Source organism: Bradyrhizobium sp. Kon37 (genome assembly GCF_055807535.1).
Genome location: NZ_JBVVOY010000013.1, coordinates 109,729 through 130,430, shown reverse-complemented (window position 1 = coordinate 130,430; position 20,702 = coordinate 109,729). Strand labels below are relative to the sequence as shown.

The window sequence follows — 20,702 nt, the reverse complement described above, 5'->3', positions numbered from 1 at the left end:
GCAATCACGCTCCAGCGCTTATGCCCTGAAGCCATTGATTAAAATTCTAACCTCTGGGTCATGTGGTCGCAACCCGAACGGGGATCACGAGCCCGTTGGCCCAAAGGCGTGGTCAACGAAGACTTAAACTGGGCTGAAACTTGGGCCTTCCGGCCAAACCAGTACTGAGATCGCTGATTTGGGCAAAAAAAGGGTTAACGCGGCGTTACCGGGGGCCTACGGGACGGTTTGGCCGGCCTCAAATTCAGCGTCGTCCTGGCGAAAGCCAAGACGACAGCGGAGGGTGACGCGTCCGGCGGGGCCCCAAACCCGGCCGAATCAGCCCAGTTTCCGGCCGATATCGAGGAATTTCTGCCGCCGATGCTTGCGGATGGCGTCGCCGTCGAGGCCCCGGAGCTCGTCAAAAGCCTTGGCGATGGCGTCGCCCGTGGTGGCGATCATGGCGGCGGGGTCGCGATGGGCGCCGCCGACCGGCTCCTTCAGGATGCTGTCGATCACGCCGAAGCGGAGCATGTCCTGGGCCGTGATCTTCATGTTGTTGGCGGCTTCCTGCGCCTTGGAGCCGTCGCGCCAGAGGATCGAGGACGCCGCCTCGGGCGAGATCACGCTGTAGATCGCGTGCTCCAGCATCAGGACCTTGTTGGCGGTGGTGATGGCGATGGCGCCGCCCGACATGCCCTCGCCGGTGATGATGGCGACGTTCGGCACGGTCAGCGCCATGCAGGCATCGGTGGAGCGCGCGATCGCCTCGGCCTGGCCGCGCTCTTCCGCGCCGATGCCGGGATAGGCGCCGGCGGAATCGGCGAGCGACAGCACCGGCAGGCCGAACCGCTCGGCCATCTCCATCAGCCGCACGCATTTGCGATAGCCCTCGGGCCGCGCCATGCCGAAATTATGCTTGATGCGGCTCTCGGTGGAATCGCCCTTTTCCTGGCCCATCACGCAGATGGCCTCGCCGCGGAAGCGGCCGAAGCCGGCCACCAGCGCCTCGTCCTCGCCGAACTTGCGGTCGCCGGCGAGCGGGGTGAACTCGGTGATCAGGCCCTTGATGAAGTCGTTGAAATGCGGCCGCTGCGGATGCCGCGCGACCAGCGTCTTCTGCCACGGCGTCAGGTTCAGATAGAGGTCGGCCATCGCCTGCGCCGCCTTGTCCTCGATCCGCCCGATCTCCTCGGCGATATCGCTGCCGGAGGCCGCAAGCGTCCGCAATTCGTCGAGCTTGGAATCGAGCTCGGCGACGGGCTTTTCGAAATCGAGATAGCTGCGCATCTGGTCTGGCATCAACTCAATATAGGGAGAACGGGGCGAGGCGGCGAAGCGGATTCGATGTCGCGGAAAGAAGTGTAGGTTCGTCAACGAGTTGGCTTGTGTACTCGCTGGGAGTACCGGCCAAATCATCGTAAGGCCCCGGCTCTTTCTGCGGAGATGTGGCCGAAGTCAAGGCGGTTTCGGCTGTGGTCCGTAGCCCGGATGGAGCGAAGCGCAATCCGGGAAGGTCTTTCCGCGAGGCGAGAACCCCGGATTACGCTGCGCTCCATCCGGGCTGCGGCAGCAACTACTTCTCCGCCAGCGGGTGCAGGTCGCGGACCAGGCTCTTCAGCCGCTCCTCGACCACATGGGTGTAGATCTGGGTCGTCGAGATGTCGGTATGGCCGAGCAACGTCTGCACGATGCGCAAATCGGCCCCGTTGTGAAGCAAGTGGCTGGCGAAGGCGTGGCGCAGCACGTGGGGGGAGACCAGCCGGGCCTGCAGCCCTGAAGCGACCGCAAGCTCCTTCAAATCGCGGGCAAAATGCTGCCGCGTCAGATGTCCGCTCTCGCCGAACGAGGGGAACAACCATTTCGAGACCGCCACGCTGTTCTTCTTGTCGGACTTGTTGTTGTCCTTGGCGGCCTCCGTCGCCGCGAGATAATCGGCCATCGCCTGGCGCGAGGCCTCGTTGAGCGGCACCAGCCGTTCCTTGTTGCCCTTGCCGCGCACCACGATCATGCGGGCGTCGCGCTTCGCGGCCGTGCGCGGCAGTGCCACCAGCTCGGAGACGCGCAGGCCAGTGGCGTAGAGCACCTCGAGCAGGCAATAGAGTCTGAGGGCACGCAGCCGCTTCGAGGGCGAGGCGTCTTCCGCCTCGCTCAATTCCTTGGCGCGGCGGAGCATGCGGTCGACATCCGCGATCGACAGCACCTTCGGCAGGCCGCGGCCACGCTTCGGCCCGGACAGGATCGCCGCGGGATCGTCGGTTCTGATGCGTTCGTTCAGAAGGAAGCGATAGAGATGCCGCATCGCCGACAGCCGTCGCGCGACACTGGTGGACTTGAAGCCGCGCGTGTCGAGATCGGCGAGATAGTCCCGCAGCGTCTGCGTTTCCGCGTCCGCGAATGCATGGCCGACGCGGCCGAGAAACTCGGAGAAGTCGGTGAGGTCGCGGCGATAGGCATCGAGCGTATTGGGGCCGGCACCCTGTTCCGCCGCGAGCATGTCGAGGAACAGGCCGGTGAGTTTTGTATCTGAGGGCTTTACACGCATGCCCCGGAGGCTAGCCCCTATTTCTTGAGAAACTTATCCGGCGGGATCGTCACCGTCATTTCCCGCGGCTTGGGATTGACGAAGTTCGCCAGCGCGAAGACCACGCCATAGACGACGCCGGCGATCACGGCGACGACCGTCAGGAAGCGGAACAGGCTGGGCATCGGCAGGATCTCGGAGAGGGTCTCGGTCAGGGGCTTGGCGGGCAAATTAACCAATGAAATCATCCAACACGTTCGCCGTTTCGTGGCAAGAGTCCTCTGGCGAGGGCCCCTGCGGGGTCGTATAGGTGGCCAAAGGATGCCGCCTTTGGCGGCAGATCGAGCGAGACCCAATCGAGCGAGACCGATGCCCGACGCCGCGTTGCCGATCCAAGCCTCGCCCGAGGCCGACATTCTGTCGGCGCTGGGGACGCGCTCGATCGTGCTCGTCGGCATGATGGGGGTCGGCAAATCCACCATCGGCCGCCGCATGGCCCTCCGGCTCAAGCTGCCCTTCGTCGATGCCGACACCGAGATCGAGGCCGCGGCCGGCATGACCATACCGGAAATCTTCGAGCGCCACGGCGAGCCGCATTTCCGTGACGGCGAGGCCCGCGTGATCGCGCGTCTGCTCGACGGCGGCCCCATCGTGCTGGCGACCGGCGGCGGCGCCTTCATGCGCGAGGAGACGCGGGGCCGTATCGCGGCGAAGGCGATCTCGATCTGGCTCAAGGCCGATCACGACGTCATCATGCGCCGCGTGCGCCGGCGCGCCGACCGTCCGCTGCTCCAGACCGCCGATCCCGAAGGGACCGTGACGCGCCTGCTCACCGAGCGCGAGCCGGTCTACGGCCATGCCGACCTCACTATCGCCTCGCGCGACGTGCCGCACGACAGAATCGTCGACGAGACCATCGAGACGCTACGCGCGCATCTTTGCGGCGAACGGGCGTCCCCGCCACCAGCCGACGTCGCGAGTGCCGCACGATGACCGCGCCCTTGAAACATTCCAATCCTGTCAACGTCGAGGTCGCACTGGAGAATCGCGCCTATGACATCGTCATCGGCCGCGGCGTGCTGGCTTCGCTCGGCGAACGCGTCGCGCGTTTGCGTCCCGGCGTGCGCACCGCGATCGTGACGGATCGCACCGTCGCGAAATACTGGCTCGAACCCGCCGAGGCTTCGCTTGCAGCCAGCGGCATTGCGACATCGCGCATCGTCGTCGATGAAGGCGAGATCTCGAAGACCTATGCCGGTCTCGAAAAAGTCAGCGAAGCCCTGATTGCCGCGAAAATCGAGCGCAACGATCTCGTCATCGCACTCGGCGGCGGCGTGGTCGGCGATCTCGCCGGCTTTGCCGCGGCGATCCTGCGTCGCGGCGTCGATTTCGTGCAGGTGCCGACTTCGCTGCTGGCGCAGGTCGATTCCTCCGTCGGCGGCAAGACCGGCATCAACTCGCCGCAGGGCAAGAATCTGCTCGGCGCCTTCCACCAGCCGGTGCTGGTGATTGCCGACACCGCCGTGCTCGACACGCTGTCGCCCCGGCAATTCCGCGCCGGCTATGCCGAGGTGGCCAAATACGGCGTGCTCGGCGACGAGGCGTTCTTCGCCTGGCTCGAGAAGAACCATTCCGACATCTCCAAAGGCGGTTCGGCGCGCGAGCATGCGATCGCGACCTCCTGCCGCGCCAAGGCCGGCGTGGTCTCGCGCGACGAGCGCGAGACCGGCGAGCGCGCGCTGCTCAATCTCGGCCACACGTTCGGCCATGCGCTGGAAGCCGCGACCGGCTTCTCCGACCGCCTGTTTCACGGCGAGGGCGTTTCGATCGGCATGACGCTGGCGGCGCAGTTTTCCGCGAAGCTCGGCATGATCGCCGAAGCCGATGCGATGCGCGTCGAGCGCCACCTGATCGAAGCCGGCCTGCCGACGCGCTTGCAGGACATCGCGGGCTTCGCGCAGGAGGGGCTTGCCGATGCCGACGCGCTGATGGCGCTGATGGCGCAGGACAAGAAGGTCGAGCGCGGCAGGCTCACCTTCATCCTGCTGGAGGCCGTTGGGCGCGCCGTCGTCGTGAAGAACGTGGAGCCGGCTCCGGTGCGCGACTTCCTCAAGGACAAGCTCGCCCACAAGGCGTGACACGCGGTTGAACGGCGCTAAAGCGTTTTCGAGCGAAGTGGGTACCGGTTCGCGTCAAGAAAACGCGTCAAAACGAGAAACCAGAGTGGTTCATGGATTGGCTCGGATTCACCATCGTCATTCTCTGCCTGCTCGTCTCCGGCTTCTTCGCCGCGAGCGAGACCGCGCTGACCGGCGCCTCGCGCGCCAGCATGCTGCGGCTCTCCAAGCAGGGTAATCGCGACGCCGACGTGGTCTCGCAACTGCTCGACATGCGCGAGCGCCTGATCGGCGCGCTGCTGCTCGGCAACAACATCGCCAATATCAGCGCATCCGCCCTGGCCACCAGCATCTTCACGGCCTGGTTCGGCGATGTCGGCGTGCTCTATGCCACCGGCTTGATGACCGCGCTGGTCGTGATCTTCGCCGAGGTGCTGCCCAAGACCATCGCGATCAACGCGCCCGATCGCATGGCGCTGGCGGTGGCGCGCCCGATGCGGCTGACGATGTACGTGCTGGGGCCGCTGCTGCGAATCGTGGAAGTCATCGTGCGCTTGTTGATGCGCCTGTTTGGCCTTGCCGGCGAGCACCAGGCGATTCTGTCGCCGACCGAGCGCCTGCGCGGAGCGGTCGACTTGCTGCACCATGAAGGCAAGTTCGAGAAGCACGACCGCGACATGCTCGGCGGGCTGCTCGATCTGCGCGAGCTCCAGGTCTCCGACGTCATGATCCATCGCACCGAGATGACGATGATCAACGCCGACCTGCCGCCGGAGGATCTGGTGCGCGAGGTGCTGGCGGCCGAATACACCCGCATCCCGCTGTGGCGCGAGAAGCCGGAAAACATCATCGGCGTGCTCCACGCCAAGGATTTGCTGCGCGCGATCCGCGCGGCCGACGGCGAGACCTCGCGCATCGACGTCTCCACCATCGCGCTGCCGCCGTGGTTCGTGCCGGAGATGCGGCCCGTCTCCGAGCAGCTCAAGGCGTTCCGCCGCCGCAAGACCCATTTCGCCCTGGTCGTCGACGAGTACGGCGAAGTTGAAGGGCTCGTGACGCTGGAAGACATTCTGGAAGAGATCGTCGGCGACATCTCCGACGAGCACGACGTCGTGGTCGCGGGCGTGCGCGCCCAGCCGGACGGCTCGGTCGTCGTCGACGGCTCGGTGCCGATCCGCGACCTCAACCGCGCCATGGACTGGCACCTGCCCGACGAAGAGGCAACGACGGTCGCCGGCCTCGTCATCCACGAGGCGCGCTCGATCCCCGACCGCGGCCAGAGTTTCACCTTTCACGGCTTCCGCTTCCGCGTCCTCCGTCGCGAACGCAACCGCATCACCGCGCTCCGTATTTCCCCGGTGCCGCGCGAGACGGAGATGGAGGAAGCCAAGCGGCGGCGAGCCGGGACGTCGTTTTAGGATTCGCATGACCCTGTTGCCCCTCATGGTGAGGAGCGCCGCAAGGCGCGTCTCGAACCATGCAGGCCAGGATGCCGCAGCGGGGGCCTGCATCCTTCGAGACGCGCGCAAGTGCGCGCTCCTCAGGATGAGGAGAAATGGCGCCGTCTGACGCTCGTATCGGCGAGCTAGCTCCCGCCTTCTCCCGGCGCTTGCGCGTGGATCGCCAGCGCGTGCACGCTGCCGGAGAGTTCCGCGGCGAGCGCCGAATTTATCATGCGGTGGCGATCGACCCGGCTCTTCCCTTTGAAGGCGGAAGACACAATATAAACGCGGAAGTGCGTCTCGCCGCTCGGCCGATGGCCGGCGTGGCCCTCATGCAAATGTGACTCGTCGACGACTTGCAGGCTTTCCGGCGTGAAAGCTTCCTGCAACTTGTTGCTGATAGTGTCTCTGATGGCCATCTGGGTCATTACGGTGCGGGATCGCTCTCCGTATTGCATAGGCTGCCTCTGGCGGTCGTTCAAGGACGCCTCAGCATAGTTTCGGCTATGCTTTTCAGCTAATTGCAATGTCAAGACTTGAAGGTTTTTGCATTGCGTAGTCAAAGTCAGCCATGCCGATCGATTCATCAAAGTTCTTCGACTCCATCCGGATCAAGCCGAAAGGCAAGCAGCCGGAAGTGAAGCCGCGCGACGCCGTGGTCAATTGCGAATGGACCGGGTGTCAGAACAAGGGCGCGCATCGTGCGCCCAAGGGTCGCGACAATCAGCGTGAGTACTGGCACTTCTGCCTGAACCATGTGCGCGAGTACAACCAGAACTACAATTTCTTCTCCGGCATGAATGCCGACGCCGTCGCGCGCTATCAGAAAGATGCGCTGACCGGTCATCGTCCGACCTGGAAGATGGGCGCCAATGGCGGCGTCAAGAAAGGCGCGGAAGCCGAGATCGACGGCGCCTTCGATCCGTTCAGCATGTTCCAGGAGCTCAACGGCCGCACCGGCTGGCGCGCCGGTCCGCAGGCCGCGCCCAAGGCCGAGACGCGCAAGATCATGAACGCCGAGCGCAAGGCGCTTCAGGTGATGGGCCTCGGCCCCGAGTCCACGCTCGCCGACGTCAAGTCCAAGTACAAGGCTCTGGTGAAGCAGCACCACCCCGATGCCAACGGTGGCGACCGCTCCACTGAGGATCGCCTGATCGAAATCATCAAGGCGTATAATTATCTGAAGACCGTGGTGCGCGAGGCCTGAGGCCGCGCACTGTCTTCCCTTCTCCCCTTGTGGGAGAAGGTGGCGCGAAGCGCCGGATGAGGGGTTGCTTCCTCAAATTCCAATGCAAGGGATTGTGCGGGGAGAGAACCCCTCACCCGTCTCGCCGCTGCGCGGCGAGCCACCCTCTCCCACAAGGGAAGAGGGAAAGAACGCCGTTCCATCCAGATGGGGTAACGGGCCGGCCTCCGCGGCCAAGCCGCGCTAGCTACGGCGCTATGTGATGGCGCGCGTCGCGCGGCTTGGCTGGAAGGTTGGCGGTCGTCCCTCACATTGATGGTGTAGCGGAGTCGAGGCTAGGCCTTGCTCCAAGCATCGAGGAGAGACGACCATGGACCATTATGCCGGAATCGATGTGTCATTGGAATGCTCCAGCGTGTGCGTTGTTGATGGGACCGGGAAGATCGTTCGGGAGGCCAAACCAGCAAGCGAGCCGGAGGCGCTGATCGCCTGGTTCCGTTCGCTTGGGTTCGAGCTTTCCAGGATCGGCCTCGAGGCAGGACCGCTGTCGCAGTGGCTTTACGCGGCCATGAAGCAGGCAGGCCTCACAGTCGAGCTTCTGGAGACACGCCACGTGAGCAATGCCTTCAAGGCGATGCCGGTGAAGTCGGATCGCAATGACGCCCGCAACATCGCCCAATTGATGCGGCTCGGCTGGTTCCGGCCGGTGCATTGCAAATCGATGAGCGCACAGGAGATCCGCGCGATGCTGACGGCGCGCAAGCTGATCCAGGCCAAGCTTCAGGACATCGAGAACAGCTTGCGAGGGATCTTGCGTGGTTTCGGCTTGAAGGTCGGCAAGACGACAAAACGTAACTTTGCGACACGGATCGGCGAGCTGGTGGCCGGCCATCCGGCCCTTGAGGCGATCGCCGCAGCGACGCTCGCGGTTCATACGGTGCTGCTGCGCGAGTTCAACGGTTTTGAGAAACAGGTGCGGGCGATGTCGCTGCTGGATGCCAAGGCCAAGCTGCTGATGTCGACCCCAGCCGTAGGACCGGTCATCTCGTTGACCTATGCCAGCGCCATCGATGATCCCTCTCGCTTCACCTCATCGAAGCGGGCGGGGCCGCTATTCGGATTGACGCCGAAGAAGCGCCAGTCAGGCGAGACCGATTACTCTGGCCGGATCAGCAAAAATGGGGACGCTTCCGTGCGCGAGGCGCTCTATGAGGCTGCTCACATCATTCTGACCAAGCCGATCAGGGGCTGTGCCCAACTCAAAAGCTGGGCGATGCGGATCGCCAAGCGTGCCGGCATGAGCAAGGCTAAGGTAGCGCTGGCGCGCAAACTTGCCGTCATCATGCTTCGCATGCTCAAGGACAACGTGCCGTTCAACTCAACTGCCAAGGCAAGTGCCATGGCGGCCTAAAGCAGGAGCAAACAGGCTTTCGGGCAGGTACCACACCAGCCTTCCCGATGCGAAGTCCCTTCGCCGGGACGATGGATCAGGCCAGGCCGCCATCCAGGTTGTCGACGCATCCAGCGATGCGATCACGCTTCCGTAGATTGGCCAGCCTGCTCCTCTCTAGAACCCCATCAGGTGACGGCCACCGCGCCGATCCCGTACAGAAGCAGGTTCCCGGCAAGAGGATGACGCAAAAGGGATTGACTAACCAAGGCCCGTTACAGAAGGCTACGTTTCATCACCCCTCCGGCATCGCCCCCACATATGAAGAGCTCGGCCGGATCAGCCGCCCGGTTCGCTGCTGCTCGCGCGCATGCGCGGTCCAGCCGGCGGCGCGCGCTACCGCGAAGATCGGCGTGAAGGCCTGCCTCGGGATCGCCAGCGCATCGAGCAGGATCGCGGTGAAAAACTCGACATTGGTCTCCAGCGGCCGGTCCGGATTCTTCCTGCGCAAGGCGCTGCGGATATAGGCTTCGACCTCGCCGGCAAAGGGCAGGTTGGCGCCGTCCGAGGCCAGCGCCTCGATCGCGGTCTTGAGCACGTCGGCGCGCGGATCGCGCACGCGATAGACGCGGTGGCCAAAACCCATCATGCGCTCGCCGCGGGCGAGTGCTGCGTCCACCCACGGCTGGATGCGTTCGCGCGAGCCGATCGCGTCGAGCATTTCCAGCACTGGCTCCGGCGCGCCGCCATGCAGCGGGCCCGTGAGCGCGCAATAGCCGGCGGTGACGGCGGCAAACAGGTCAGCCTGCGTCGAGGCCACCACGCGCGCGGTGAAGGTCGAGGCGTTCATGCCGTGGTCGCTGGCGGTGACGAGATAGGCGTCCAGCGCCGTGACCTCGCGTGGTTCAGGCGCGCGTCCGTGCAGCATGCGAAGCGTATCGGCGGCGTGGCTCACGTTGGGATCGGGCGCCACGGGATCGAGACCCCTCGCGCGGCGGACGAGCGCGCCCGCAATCACCGGGAATGCGCCGACGATCGTCGCCTCATGGGCGAGGCCATGCTCGGCGCGAAGTCCCGCGACCGCCGCGCGAAACCCGTCGACGACGCCCATGCCGCGCGTTGCCGGCAGCAACTCATCCAGCCGCGCGAAGGCGCGGTCGCGTGCGGCGCCGAGGCTCGCGCGCACATTGGCTTCGCTCAGCGTGGTCGTGCTGGCGCCGTTCCAGAGCCGGGCGGTGACGCCCTCAAAGCTCGACTGGCTCGCCAATCGGCCGACATGCTCGCCAGCGATGATCAACTCGCCGCGCTCGCCGTCGACATGGCTCAGCACGGTTTCGGCCGCGGGAACGCCGTCCAGCCCGATCTGGCTCTTGGTGAGGTGGATGTTCATGGCCCAAATCTCCTTTGCACCAGCCAAAGGTCAGGCCTCTCGACAGATTGATCAATCTTGATTACATAAATCAATATGAAAAATTCGGAAGGTCTCTACCTCTCCGCCCGGGAAGCCGCCGCCGAGCTCGCGATCTCGCCGGCCACGCTCTACGCCTATGTCAGCCGCGGCCTGGTCCGCTCCGAGCCGACGCCGGACTCGCGCAAGAACCGCTATCGCGCCGAGGACGTCCGGGCCCTGAAGGAGCGCCGGGTGCCGTCGCCGGAGCCGCGCGGCCTGCGCAGCTTCGATGCCGATCTGCCGGTCATGGACACCGAGATCTCCACCATCACGGAGGACGGCGCGATCTATCGCGGCGTCAATTGCGTCGATCTCGCCGAGCACGACACGCTGGAGCACACGGCGACGCTTCTGTGGGACGTCTCCGGCGTCGATCCGTTTGCGCCGGATAATCAGCCCGCGATGTCCGAGGAGATGCGCGCGATCGCACAGGCCGCGCGCCGGGCGGCACCGATCGATCGCGCCATTGCCGTGCTGGCGCTCGCATCGAGCGCCGATCCCCGCGCGTTCACGCGTGCGCCGGATGGCCGCGCCATGGTCGGTGCGCGCATCGTCCGGCTCCTGGTCGCGACCATGCTCAATACTGAGCCGTCCGCCGAGCCGCTGCACCAGCAGATCGCGAGGGCCTGGGCGCCCGATAACAAGCACGCGGCCGATCTCGTCCGTCGCGCGCTGGTTCTGCTCGCCGAGCATGAATTGAACGCGTCCACCTTCACCGCGCGCTGCGCGGCCTCGACCGGCCTCAATCTTTATGACTCCGTCATCGCCGGCCTCGCCGCGCTGAAAGGACCGAAGCACGGCGGTGCCGGCGTGCTCGCCTCGCAGCTCGTCAAGGCGCTGGTGGATCGTGACGTCGAGCCGATGGTCCGCGAACGCGTCGCGCTCGGCGAACGTTTTGCCGGCTTCGGTCACGGCGTCTACAAGCGGGGCGATCGGCGCGCGCAGTCGCTGCTGAATGCCCTGGCCCGCACCGGCGCACCGCGCAAATTCACCAAGGAGGTGCCGGAGCGGATCGCGGAGGCGACCGGCGAGCTCGTCAACATCGATTACGCGCTCGCGGTGCTCGTGCACGCGTTGCGCTTGCCTGGAGGCAGCGAGCTCGCGTTGTTCGCGATGGCCCGCAGCGTCGGCTGGATCGCTCATGCGAGCGAGCAGCTACAGCACGGCAAGCTGATCAGGCCGCGGGCAAGGTATGTGGGACCGGCGCCGGGGCGGAGGGCGGGGGTTGCGGATTAGAAATTCCGCGCGGGCCGCATTCTCCGCCGTCGTCCTGGCGAAAGCCAGGACCCATACCGCGGAATCTATCGATGGGGGCGCCGGGAGTACCGAACGACGATTCTTCGCCAAACCGCCCCTTGTGGCAATGGGTCCTGGCTTTCGCCAGGACGACGCAGGGAGAGGTCTACCCCCGCGGCTTCGCCACCGCCACACCGCCGCCGTTCCGGCGGCGATAGATCCAGACAGCCAGCCCCAGCACGATCGCGACGCCGATCACGGTCAGGATCCAGATATGCTTGCCGACATGTCCATGGTGGTGCAGCCCGGCATATTCGTGCAGCACTGAGACCGCCAAAACACCCGGCAGCACATGCGCCGGCGCCCAGACCAGGATCGCCGGGATGTTGATGGCATAGAAGCGGGCCGGGGGCATGCCCAGCGCGCCCGCGGTGACCGGGACGAAGGCACGGATCGGCGGCACGAAGCGCGCGAAGAACACCGCCCAGGTGCCGAAGCGGTGGAAGAAATTCTCGCTCTGCTCGACCACACGCGGATAATTGGTCAGCGGCCAGGTGTTGAGGATCTCCCGTTGCTGCCGGTGGCCGATCCAGTAGGCCGAACCGTCGCCGAGCACTGCGCCGAGCGCCGCCGCCAGCAACACCCATTGCAGCCTGAGCTCGCCGCCCGGGACCAGGGCGCTTAGCGCCAGGATGATGGTCGAGCCGGGGATCACTGACCCCACCACCGGAACCGCCTCCAGCAGGGCCGCCAGGAACAGGGTCAGATAGGCCAGCCACGCATGGGCCGAGACGAATGAAATGAGGGGATCGAGAAAGGACGTCACATCGTCTCTGTGGTGGGATTGGGCCCGGGGGATCGGCCTTTGGGTTCGGACCCTACATAAGTAACGAGGCGCGGTAAAAGTGCCACCCGCGTGGGCAGGACCGTGCCTTCGGCACGAAATTCAAGCGTGATTCGCAGAGCAGCCTTCCAAAAATCGCGTTCCTTGCCTATCTAAATGAAAAGACAACGGAACTTTGATTGGGGGGCGGGCTTCTGCCCGCACGTTGTCTCTGATAGGTTCGCGATCGCACCCAGCCGCAGCCAACGTGCAATAACTGGTCACGGGATCGCCCGGGACCTCGGAGGATTGATGACGACCGCCGCGATGTCCAAAGTTGAGGGAGTTTCCGGTTTGCCCGACATGAAGGTGTCGGTGCGCCAGGTGTTCGGGATCGACAGCGATCTCGAAGTCCCAGCCTATTCCGAAGTCGATCCTCACGTGCCCGAAGTCGATTCCGATTACCGCTTCGATCGCGCCACCACGCTCGCTATTCTCGCCGGCTTCGCCCACAACCGCCGCGTCATGGTCACGGGCTATCACGGCACCGGCAAATCCACCCATATCGAGCAGGTCGCCGCGCGGCTGAACTGGCCCTGCGTGCGCGTCAACCTCGACAGCCACATCAGCCGTATCGACCTGGTCGGCAAGGACTCGATCGTGGTCCGCGACGGCAAGCAGGTCACCGAATTCCGCGACGGCATCCTGCCCTGGGCGCTCCAGCACAACATCGCGCTGGTGTTCGACGAATACGACGCCGGCCGCCCGGACGTGATGTTCGTGATCCAGCGCGTGCTGGAGGTCTCCGGCCGCCTGACGCTGCTCGACCAGAACAAGGTGATCAAGCCGCACCCGTCGTTCCGCATGTTTTCGACCGCCAATACCGTCGGCCTCGGCGACACCTCGGGCCTCTATCACGGCACCCAGCAGATCAACCAGGGCCAGATGGATCGCTGGTCGATCGTCACCACGCTGAACTATCTCGCCCATGACGAGGAAGTGGAGATCGTGCTGGCCAAGGCCAAGCACTATCGCACCCAGGAGGGCCGCGACATCGTCAACAAGATGGTTCGCCTCGCCGATCTCACCCGCAACGCCTTCGCCAATGGCGATCTGTCGACGGTGATGAGCCCGCGCACGGTGATCACCTGGGCGGAAAACGCCGACATCTTCAGCGACATCGGATTTGCGTTCCGGGTCACCTTCCTCAACAAATGCGACGAGCTCGAACGTCCCCTCGTCGCCGAGTTCTACCAGCGCTGCTTCAACGCGGAGCTGCCGGAATCGGCGGTGAACGTGGCGCTGTCCTGATCTTGTGTGATGTCGTCCCGGCGAAAGCCGGGACCCATACCGCGAGGTCTCTCAGAATGAAGCGACGCCAATAATTTTCCCTGACCGACTACGGCCGGTGGTTATGGGTCCCGGCCTTCGCCGGGACGACGGATAGGGTGAAATGACCACCTCCAACTCCAAGTTCCGCAACACCAAGGAAGCCCCGACCGAGCCGTTCAAGCGCTCGGTGGCCTCTTGCCTGAAGGCGATCGCCAAGGCTCCCGAGCTCGACGTCAGCTTCGCCGCCGAGCGTCCCGGGCTCGCGCCGGGCAAGGCGCGGCTGCCCGAACCCGCGCGAAAGATGACCAGGCGTGATGCCGCGATCGTGCGCGGACACGCCGACTCCATCGCGCTCAAGCTCGCCTGTCATGATCCAAAGGTGCATCGCAAGCTGATGCCGGGCAATCCGCAGGCGCGCGGCGTGTTCGAGGCGGTGGAGCAGGCCCGTGTCGAGGCGATCGGCGCGCGGCGCATGGCGGGCGTTGCGAAAAACCTCACCGCGATGCTCGACGACCATTTCCATCGCGGCAAGTTCGACGAGATCACCGATCGCGCCGACGCGCCGCTCGCCGACGCGCTGGCGATGCTGGTGCGCGAACGCCTGACCGGCATGGCGCCGCCGACGGCCGCGAAGAAGATGGTCGATCTCTGGCGTCCCATCCTCGAAGACAAGATCGGCAGGCGGCTCGACCGGCTCGATACCGTGGTCGAGGACCAGACCAGGTTCGGCGATGCCGTGCATGATCTGCTGACGGCGCTCGAGATCGGCGACGAGCGCAGCGCCGACAGCGAAGACAATGACGAGAACGACGAGAACCAGGACGGTGACAACGATCAGTCCGGCGCCGAGGGCTCGCCCGATTCCGACGCCGCGCAGGAGATGAGCGCCGACCAGGCGCAGGCCTCGAGCGAGGAGATGAGCGAGAGCGCGATGGAAAGCGCGCAGGCCTCGACCTCCGACACCTTCGATGACGGCGAGCTCGGCGACGACGAGACGCCGGGCGAGGCGACGCGGCCGAATTCGCATGGCAAGAACGAGCCGCGCGGGCCGGAATACCACGCCTTCGCGCCGAAGTTCGACGAGGTCATCGCCGCCGAGGACCTCTGCGACCATGACGAGCTGGAGCGGCTGCGCGCCTATCTCGACAAGCAGCTCGCGCATCTGCAGGGCATCGTCGCCCGGCTCGCCAACCGGCTGCAGCGCCGTCTGATGGCGCAGCAGAACCGCGCCTGGGAGTTCGACCTCGAAGAAGGCATTCTGGACCCCGCGCGGCTGTCGCGCGTGGTGACCGATCCCTATCACCCGCTGTCCTTCATGCACGAGAAGGAGGCGACGTTCCGCGACACCGTGGTGACGCTGCTCTTAGACAATTCCGGCTCGATGCGCGGCAGGCCGATCACGGTCGCGGCGACTTGCGCCGACATTCTCGCCCGCACGCTGGAGCGCTGCGGCGTCAAGGTCGAGATTCTCGGCTTCACCACGCGCGCCTGGAAGGGCGGGCAATCGCGTGAGGCGTGGCTTGCCGCCGGCAAGCCGGCCAGTCCCGGCCGCCTCAACGATCTCCGCCACATCATCTACAAGTCGGCGGACGCCCCGTGGCGCCGTGCGCGGAAGAACCTCGGCCTGATGATGCGCGAGGGGCTGCTGAAGGAGAACATCGACGGCGAGGCGCTGGACTGGGCGCACAAGCGCCTGCTCGGCCGGCCCGAGCAGCGCAAGATCCTGATGATGATCTCGGACGGCGCGCCGGTCGACGATTCCACCCTGTCGGTCAATCCCGGCAACTACCTCGAGCGGCACCTGCGCCACATCATCGAGGAGATCGAGACCCGCTCGCCGGTCGAGCTGATCGCGATCGGCATCGGCCATGACGTCACGCGCTATTATCGCCGCGCGGTGACGATCGTGGACGCCGAAGAGCTCGGCGGCGCCATCACCGAAAAACTCGCCGAACTGTTCAGCGAGACCAACACCGCGCCCACGCAACCGGCCGGTCGCCCGCGACGCAAACTGCATTCGTGAGCAATCATCGATCCCGCCGCAGCTTTATCGGCCACGCGGCGGCGGGATTTTCCACTCTCGCGCTGTCTCGCCTGGCGCAGGCGCAGCCCGCGCCGAAGCCGGCGCTGATCGAGCACGCCGTCGCCGCGCCCGTTGGCATCGAGGTCAACGCGCGGCCGATCCCCAATTTCGAGCCGCGAGAGCGTTCGCGCACGCGATTCGGTTCGCTGGACTATCGCGGCGGCCTGGTGCTGACCTCGCCGCATCGCGGTTTTGGCGGCCTGTCCGGCTTCCGCTTTCTCGACAGCAAAGGCGAACGCTTCCTCGCGATCTCCGACCAGGGCACCTGGTTCACCGGTCGCATCCGCTATTCCGGGCGGAGCATGACCGGTCTCGACGACGTCGAGGCCGCGCCGGTGCTCAATGCGGAGGGGCGGCCGATCACGGAGAAGCGGCTGTGGTACGACACGGAGGCGCTCGCGCGTGATGGCGACCTCGTCTATGTCGGGCTCGAGCGCGTCAACCACATCATGCGGTTCGATTTTGCGAAGGGCGGCACGCGCGCCCGCGGCGAGGTGCTGCCGACGCCGCCGGCAGTGCGAAAACTGCCTTATAACAAAGGGCTCGAGGCGCTGGTGTTCGTCCCCAAGGACATATCAAAGGGGCAGCCGCTCGCGGGCACCTTGATCGCGCTGTCGGAAGGCGGCTTCGATGCCGACGGCAATCTGATCGGCTTCTTGATCGGCGGCCCGACGCCCGGCCAGTTCAGCATTCGCCGCACCGACCAGCAGCTCATCAGCGACGCCGTGCTGCTGCCCTCGGGCGATCTCCTGATCCTCGAACGCAAATTCTCCTGGTTCACCGGCGTCGATATCCGCATCCGCGCGATCCCCCTGAAATCGATCGCGCCGGGCGCATTGGTCGACGGCCCCGTGCTGTTCAAGGCTGATCTCGGCCATGAGATCGACAACATGGAAGGCATCGACGCTCACGTCACGCCCGACGGCGAGACCGTGCTGACGCTGGTGTCCGACGACAATTTCTCGATGCTCCAGCGCACGCTGCTGCTGCAGTTCGCGCTGGTGGAGTAATCGTCCGCTTGACCCTGGCAATTCGATTGCGCGATGATCGAGGTGTATTTGATCGATTGTAGCCGCATTGATTGAAGGATGGGGATAATGTCCGGGCTTGAGGTGCTCGTTTGGATCGTCGTTCTATTCATCCTGTTCGGACTGAGATATTTCGATTTTGGGACCGCCGGTGGCGTCGAAACGATTCCCCGGGAGCACAAGATCCTGGTTGTTTACAGCCCTGCGCTCGGCGGGCGAGCATCGAGACCCGATCTCGAAAAGCTGGTGCGGGAGGCTTACCCGTCCGCCGACGTGCTTATCCCCACTTACAGCCATGGCTGGGCGTCCAACATCGATCCCTATGACATCACGCAGACGATCGAGACTGCGATCGACAGGGCTCACAACACGCATGATTATGAGAAGATCATCCTGTTCGGCTACAGCACCGGCGGGCTTCTGCTCCGCAAGGTTTTGCTCTGGGGACACGGTTTTGAGGACCGTCCCCAGCAGCGCGAGAGCGGTCGGCATCACTGGGTAGGTCGCGTTGAGCGCTTCGTGTCCCTCGCGGCACCGAACCGCGGCTGGCCGAGCCACAAGCCGAAGAACTTGAGTTTCCCCAAATACATCATCGGCCAACTTGCGATAGAGATCGGCCGATTGACGGGGACAGGCCAGTTCATCGCAAGCCTGATGCAGGGCTCGCCTTTCGTCGCCAACATGCGGGTGCAGTGGATCGAGCTGTTTCGAGCGCTGCCGGAAGACGAGCGGCCGCTGATTATCCATCTGCTCGGCGCCAAGGACGAGTTGGTTGACCGCGACGACAGTATCGACCTCGAGGCCGGGTCTCCTGGCAGCGTGATGATCAAGACGCTGGAGGGCCTCTCGCACGCCGAGATTGCTTCGCTCATCTATCGTGATCCCCAAAAGAATGATCTCACTCCGTCGGGCGAAGCTATTCGGATGGCGCTGACGACCGTGGGAGGTGCGTTTCCGCCCTATTGGGCTGACAAGATCACGGCACTCAAGACCGACCCGAACATCACGCATCTCGTCTTCGTCATGCACGGTATACGTGATGAGGGCACTTGGCCGGCTGAGGTGAAGTGGGCGATCGAGCGGCAGATCGGCGCCGCGGCGGTGCGCGTGAAAGTCATCCCGCCGCTCTACCGCAGGTTCGCGATGCTGCCGTTCCTGTTCTACTGGGACCGCCAACGCAACGTGCGCTGGTTCATGGATCAGTACACGCAGGCGAGGGCGATGTATCCGGCCCTGGAGACGAGCAGCGTTGACTATATTGGCCACAGCAACGGTACCTACATTCTCGCAAGTGCGCTGCAAAACTATGTGGTCCTGAAGATCAGAAACGTGTTCTTTGCAGGTAGTGTGGTGCCTGCGCATTACCGCTGGGACAAGTTTATCGCCGCCGAGCGCGTGACGGGGCGAGTCTGGAATATCTGTGCCGCCGGGGACTGGGTTGTCGCGCTCTTCCCGCAGTTTTTCCAGCATGTCGCGGACTTCCTGAAGATCGACGAGCCAAAGCCGGGGCTGCTCGACATCGGCTCGGCCGGCTTCCGCGGCTTTCGTCACGGCACCGGGGACGACGGGAAGGTGTTCAACCTCAAATACATCGCCGGCGATCACGGCGCCGCCTTTGAGCACCCGAGACTCGACGACATTGCGCGGTTTGTCGCGCTCGGTCCTGAGTTGGATTTCTATGCGCGCTGGTGGTCCAGCAATGGGCCGCAGCCCGGGCGTCTCGAGATCGCATCCAACCTGTGCTGGGCGATGTGGATCGTTGGCCTTGGCGTGATCGCGTTTTTAGGGGTCGAGAGCTATCGCGAGAGCTGGACGTGCTTTGTCATTTATTGGGTGGTGCTGCTGGGTGTCCTGAACTCATGGTGAACATAGCATGATTCCTTACCGCGCCATCCTCGCTCTTGCCTTCACGCTCGCCGCAGCATCGCCGGCCTTGGCTACGGCAGAGCACAAATATGGCAAGAACGAATACGCCATCATCCAGGGCGGCCGCGCGCCGAATGGAAAACTCTCCGTCGCCGCACATGGCGGCGGCGAGGCCGGCAGCGACGGTTTCCGCATCTACCTGATGGCCGAGCCCGGCCATCGCCGGCTGGTGACCCTCGACAATGTCAACGACGACAACATCCTCGACTCCGCGCCGGATGCCTTCCACGCCGCCTGGTCGCAGGACTCGCGCCACGTTGCCGTCTCGTTCCGCAGCGAGCGCCATATCGTCACGCTGAACCTCTACGCCATCGAGGGCGGCCGCGCGAAGCTGATCGATGCGCCGGATCTGTTCCGCGACGTCACCGGCCGCAGCATCGACGTCAAGACCGACGGCGACATGCGCACATCCGTGCCGGCGCTGAGATGGCAGGCGCCGCGTCGCTTCCATCTCACCGAATACCGCGTGTTCGTGGTCGACGACACCGCGCTCGCCGATAAGCTCGGCCCGCTCGGCAAGGCGACCAAGCGCGATGGCGGCGGCAACACCATCCAGTTTTCGGCCGAGGCCGATGGCGAACTCCTGCCCGATGGCCGCATCCGCACGGCCAAGCCGCAGCCGGGCCGGTTCGAGGATGTGGATTAGGGCACCCCGAGGAGCGAAGCGACGAAGCAATCCAGACTGCCGCTGCGGAAAGACTCTGGATGGCTTCGCTGCGCTGGCAACGACGAGTGGAGGATTGCCGCCAAACCCTCACCGCAATGCATGGCCCTTGGGGCGGCCATTCCCGCCGCGCAGGTGGCAATCCGCCATCCGCCCACTAAACTTCATGCAATCGCTTCCATCCCTCCCATCCCGGAACTCCCCCGCATGAGCGCCCTGTTTTCCCCGATCAAGCTGCGCGGCCTGACTTTGAAGAACCGCATCGTGGTCTCGCCGATGTGCCAATATTCGGCCGAGGACGGCGTTCCCACCGACTGGCACTTCACCCACATCAACAATCTCAGCCTGTCGGGCGCGGCGATGTTCTGCATCGAGGCGACCCATGTCGAGGCGATCGGCCGAATCACGCCGGGCTGCCTCGGGCTCTACAGCGATGCCGCCGAGGCCGCGCTGAAGCAGATCCTCACCTCGGTGCGTAAACATTCCTCGACCGCGGTCGCCATGCAGCTCGCGCATGCGGGCCGCAAAGCCTCGAGCGCGCGGCCCTGGGACGGCGGCCAGCTGATCCCGCAGGACGCGGGCGGCTGGCAGACCGTGGCGCCGTCGGCGCTGCCGCACAAGGAGGGCGAAGCCGCGCCGCTGGCGCTCGACGCCGCCGGCCTCAAGCGCATCCGCGACGCTTTCGTGGACTCGGCAAAACGCGCCGACCGCATCGGCATCGACGCCATCGAGCTGCACGGCGCGCACGGCTATCTGCTGCATCAGTTCCTGTCGCCGATCTCGAACAAGCGCACCGACGAATATGGCGGCTCGCTCGAAAACCGCATGCGTTTCCCGCTGGAAGTGTACGACGCGGTCCGTGCGGTGTTCCCGCATGACAAGCCGGTCGGCATGCGGGTGTCGTCGACCGACTGGGTCGAGGGCGGCTGGGACCTGGCGCAGACGATTGAGTTCGCCAAGGCGCTGAAGGCGCGCGGCGTCGACTGGATCGATGCCTCCTCCGGCGGCGTCTCGCCGCTGCAGAAGATCGCGCTCGGCCCCGGCTACCAGGTGCAGTTTGCGGAAGCCATCAAGCGCGAGACGGGTTTGCCCACCATCGCCGTCGGCCTGATCACGGAGCCGAAGCAGGCCGAAGACATCGTCGCATCCGGCAAGGCCGACATGGTCGCGCTCGCCCGCGGCATGCTCTACGACCCGCGCTGGGCCTGGCACGCCGCAGCGGACGTCGGCGGCGAGGTCGAAGCCCCGCCGCAATATTGGCGTTCGCAGCCCTCGACCCAGAAGGCGCTGTTCGGCAAGACCACGTTCGGGGCGCGGTAGGCTCTTCACCTCGCCCCGCTTGCGGGGAGAGGTCGCATCCCATCGACGATGGGATGCGGGTGAGGGGGTACAGGTGCGGCGATGATCTCACATGCGGAGAGAGGCCCCTCACCCCAACCCTCTCCCCGTAAGAACGGGGAGAGGGAGCAACGCTCCGCCTCACGCATCCGTAAACCCTCTCAGCTTCCACCTCCGCCAAATC

Annotated in this window: 18 protein-coding genes; 12 read left to right on the top strand and 6 right to left on the bottom strand. The window is 64.9% G+C overall.

Features of this window, described 5'->3' with window-relative positions; all coding sequences use genetic code 11:
• Positions 1-318: 318 nt before the first annotated feature.
• The 3 genes from AC0L3J_RS23210 to AC0L3J_RS23200 form a co-directional block, all read right to left on the bottom strand.
• On the bottom strand, positions 319-1,281 hold the full coding sequence (locus AC0L3J_RS23210) for an acetyl-CoA carboxylase carboxyltransferase subunit alpha (RefSeq protein WP_007599220.1): 963 nt from the start codon (positions 1,279-1,281) through the stop codon (positions 319-321).
• 274 nt (positions 1,282-1,555) lie between these two features.
• Entirely contained in the window at positions 1,556-2,524 is a 969-nt protein-coding gene (xerD, locus tag AC0L3J_RS23205) for a site-specific tyrosine recombinase XerD (protein WP_473348380.1), read from the bottom strand.
• Between the two features lie 17 nt (positions 2,525-2,541).
• Entirely contained in the window at positions 2,542-2,688 is a 147-nt protein-coding gene (locus AC0L3J_RS23200) for a histidine kinase (RefSeq protein WP_247495705.1), read from the bottom strand.
• A 184-nt stretch (positions 2,689-2,872) separates the two neighbouring features.
• Here AC0L3J_RS23200 and AC0L3J_RS23195 point away from each other — a divergent pair, with 184 nt between their 5' ends.
• The 3 genes from AC0L3J_RS23195 (at position 2,873) to AC0L3J_RS23185 (ending at position 6,038) form a co-directional block, all read left to right on the top strand.
• Positions 2,873-3,496, top strand: coding sequence for a shikimate kinase (locus AC0L3J_RS23195; protein ID WP_456766657.1), 624 nt, complete (start codon positions 2,873-2,875; stop codon positions 3,494-3,496).
• Positions 3,493-4,641, top strand: a complete 1,149-nt coding sequence (gene aroB, locus AC0L3J_RS23190) for a 3-dehydroquinate synthase (protein WP_473348379.1) — start codon at positions 3,493-3,495, stop codon at positions 4,639-4,641. Before AC0L3J_RS23195 ends, aroB begins: the two co-directional genes overlap by 4 nt.
• Before the next feature lie 92 nt (positions 4,642-4,733).
• Positions 4,734-6,038, top strand: a complete 1,305-nt coding sequence (locus tag AC0L3J_RS23185; RefSeq protein ID WP_007599226.1) for an HlyC/CorC family transporter — start codon at positions 4,734-4,736, stop codon at positions 6,036-6,038.
• A gap of 167 nt (positions 6,039-6,205) precedes the next feature.
• Here AC0L3J_RS23185 and AC0L3J_RS23180 read toward each other — a convergent pair whose 3' ends face one another.
• Complete coding sequence (locus AC0L3J_RS23180; protein ID WP_026232423.1) at positions 6,206-6,481, bottom strand: BolA family protein; 276 nt, start codon at positions 6,479-6,481, stop codon at positions 6,206-6,208.
• Between the two features lie 152 nt (positions 6,482-6,633).
• Between AC0L3J_RS23180 and AC0L3J_RS23175 the strand changes: the two genes are divergently transcribed.
• Both AC0L3J_RS23175 and AC0L3J_RS23170 read left to right on the top strand, forming a co-directional pair.
• Complete coding sequence (locus tag AC0L3J_RS23175) at positions 6,634-7,269, top strand: J domain-containing protein (RefSeq protein WP_027515160.1); 636 nt, start codon at positions 6,634-6,636, stop codon at positions 7,267-7,269.
• A 349-nt stretch (positions 7,270-7,618) separates the two neighbouring features.
• Entirely contained in the window at positions 7,619-8,659 is a 1,041-nt protein-coding gene (locus tag AC0L3J_RS23170; protein WP_473348378.1) for an IS110 family RNA-guided transposase, read from the top strand.
• Between the two features lie 274 nt (positions 8,660-8,933).
• Here the strand turns inward: AC0L3J_RS23170 and AC0L3J_RS23165 are convergent, their stop codons facing one another.
• Positions 8,934-10,028, bottom strand: coding sequence for a citrate synthase/methylcitrate synthase (locus AC0L3J_RS23165; RefSeq protein ID WP_473348377.1), 1,095 nt, complete (start codon positions 10,026-10,028; stop codon positions 8,934-8,936).
• Between the two features lie 75 nt (positions 10,029-10,103).
• Here AC0L3J_RS23165 and AC0L3J_RS23160 point away from each other — a divergent pair, with 75 nt between their 5' ends.
• Positions 10,104-11,324: a citrate synthase gene (locus AC0L3J_RS23160; RefSeq protein ID WP_473348376.1), complete on the top strand. Its 1,221-nt coding sequence runs from the start codon at positions 10,104-10,106 to the stop codon at positions 11,322-11,324.
• A 166-nt stretch (positions 11,325-11,490) separates the two neighbouring features.
• On the opposite strand, the gene AC0L3J_RS23155 is transcribed toward AC0L3J_RS23160, so the two are convergent.
• Positions 11,491-12,150, bottom strand: coding sequence for a DedA family protein (locus AC0L3J_RS23155; RefSeq protein WP_027567981.1), 660 nt, complete (start codon positions 12,148-12,150; stop codon positions 11,491-11,493).
• 309 nt (positions 12,151-12,459) lie between these two features.
• Here AC0L3J_RS23155 and cobS point away from each other — a divergent pair, with 309 nt between their 5' ends.
• The 6 genes from cobS (at position 12,460) to AC0L3J_RS23125 (ending at position 20,500) form a co-directional block, all read left to right on the top strand.
• Positions 12,460-13,458 carry a cobaltochelatase subunit CobS gene (gene cobS, locus AC0L3J_RS23150; RefSeq protein ID WP_473294352.1) on the top strand — a complete coding sequence of 333 codons (999 nt, stop codon included), beginning with the start codon at positions 12,460-12,462 and terminating at the stop codon, positions 13,456-13,458.
• Positions 13,459-13,600: 142 nt separating this feature from the next.
• Complete coding sequence (gene cobT / locus AC0L3J_RS23145; protein ID WP_354207464.1) at positions 13,601-15,502, top strand: cobaltochelatase subunit CobT; 1,902 nt, start codon at positions 13,601-13,603, stop codon at positions 15,500-15,502.
• Complete coding sequence (locus AC0L3J_RS23140; RefSeq protein ID WP_473348375.1) at positions 15,499-16,572, top strand: esterase-like activity of phytase family protein; 1,074 nt, start codon at positions 15,499-15,501, stop codon at positions 16,570-16,572. The genes cobT and AC0L3J_RS23140 overlap by 4 nt, the downstream gene beginning before the upstream one ends.
• Before the next feature lie 87 nt (positions 16,573-16,659).
• Entirely contained in the window at positions 16,660-18,456 is a 1,797-nt protein-coding gene (locus tag AC0L3J_RS23135; protein WP_473348374.1) for a hypothetical protein, read from the top strand.
• Between the two features lie 7 nt (positions 18,457-18,463).
• On the top strand, positions 18,464-19,162 hold the full coding sequence (locus AC0L3J_RS23130) for a hypothetical protein (RefSeq protein WP_473348373.1): 699 nt from the start codon (positions 18,464-18,466) through the stop codon (positions 19,160-19,162).
• 225 nt (positions 19,163-19,387) lie between these two features.
• A complete protein-coding gene (locus tag AC0L3J_RS23125) occupies positions 19,388-20,500 on the top strand; it encodes an NADH:flavin oxidoreductase/NADH oxidase (protein ID WP_473348372.1) in 1,113 nt (370 codons plus the stop codon).
• Positions 20,501-20,702: the final 202 nt, after the last annotated feature.

Excerpts from the sequence above, each read along its gene's own strand:
- cobS (WP_473294352.1), top strand. The coding sequence starts at position 12,460 with ATGACGACCGCCGCGATGTCCAAAGTTGAGGGAGTTTCCGGTTTGCCC.
- AC0L3J_RS23125 (WP_473348372.1), top strand. The coding sequence starts at position 19,388 with ATGAGCGCCCTGTTTTCCCCGATCAAGCTGCGCGGCCTGACTTTGAAG.
- AC0L3J_RS23165 (WP_473348377.1), bottom strand. The coding sequence starts at position 10,028 with ATGAACATCCACCTCACCAAGAGCCAGATCGGGCTGGACGGCGTTCCC.
- xerD (WP_473348380.1), bottom strand. The coding sequence starts at position 2,524 with ATGCGTGTAAAGCCCTCAGATACAAAACTCACCGGCCTGTTCCTCGAC.
- AC0L3J_RS23195 (WP_456766657.1), top strand. The coding sequence starts at position 2,873 with ATGCCCGACGCCGCGTTGCCGATCCAAGCCTCGCCCGAGGCCGACATT.
- AC0L3J_RS23170 (WP_473348378.1), top strand. The coding sequence starts at position 7,619 with ATGGACCATTATGCCGGAATCGATGTGTCATTGGAATGCTCCAGCGTG.
- AC0L3J_RS23130 (WP_473348373.1), top strand. The coding sequence starts at position 18,464 with ATGATTCCTTACCGCGCCATCCTCGCTCTTGCCTTCACGCTCGCCGCA.
- cobT (WP_354207464.1), top strand. The coding sequence starts at position 13,601 with ATGACCACCTCCAACTCCAAGTTCCGCAACACCAAGGAAGCCCCGACC.
- AC0L3J_RS23135 (WP_473348374.1), top strand. The coding sequence starts at position 16,660 with ATGTCCGGGCTTGAGGTGCTCGTTTGGATCGTCGTTCTATTCATCCTG.
- AC0L3J_RS23200 (WP_247495705.1), bottom strand. The coding sequence starts at position 2,688 with ATGCCCAGCCTGTTCCGCTTCCTGACGGTCGTCGCCGTGATCGCCGGC.
- AC0L3J_RS23180 (WP_026232423.1), bottom strand. The coding sequence starts at position 6,481 with ATGGCCATCAGAGACACTATCAGCAACAAGTTGCAGGAAGCTTTCACG.
- AC0L3J_RS23175 (WP_027515160.1), top strand. The coding sequence starts at position 6,634 with ATGCCGATCGATTCATCAAAGTTCTTCGACTCCATCCGGATCAAGCCG.
- AC0L3J_RS23160 (WP_473348376.1), top strand. The coding sequence starts at position 10,104 with ATGAAAAATTCGGAAGGTCTCTACCTCTCCGCCCGGGAAGCCGCCGCC.
- AC0L3J_RS23185 (WP_007599226.1), top strand. The coding sequence starts at position 4,734 with ATGGATTGGCTCGGATTCACCATCGTCATTCTCTGCCTGCTCGTCTCC.
- aroB (WP_473348379.1), top strand. The coding sequence starts at position 3,493 with ATGACCGCGCCCTTGAAACATTCCAATCCTGTCAACGTCGAGGTCGCA.
- AC0L3J_RS23210 (WP_007599220.1), bottom strand. The coding sequence starts at position 1,281 with ATGCCAGACCAGATGCGCAGCTATCTCGATTTCGAAAAGCCCGTCGCC.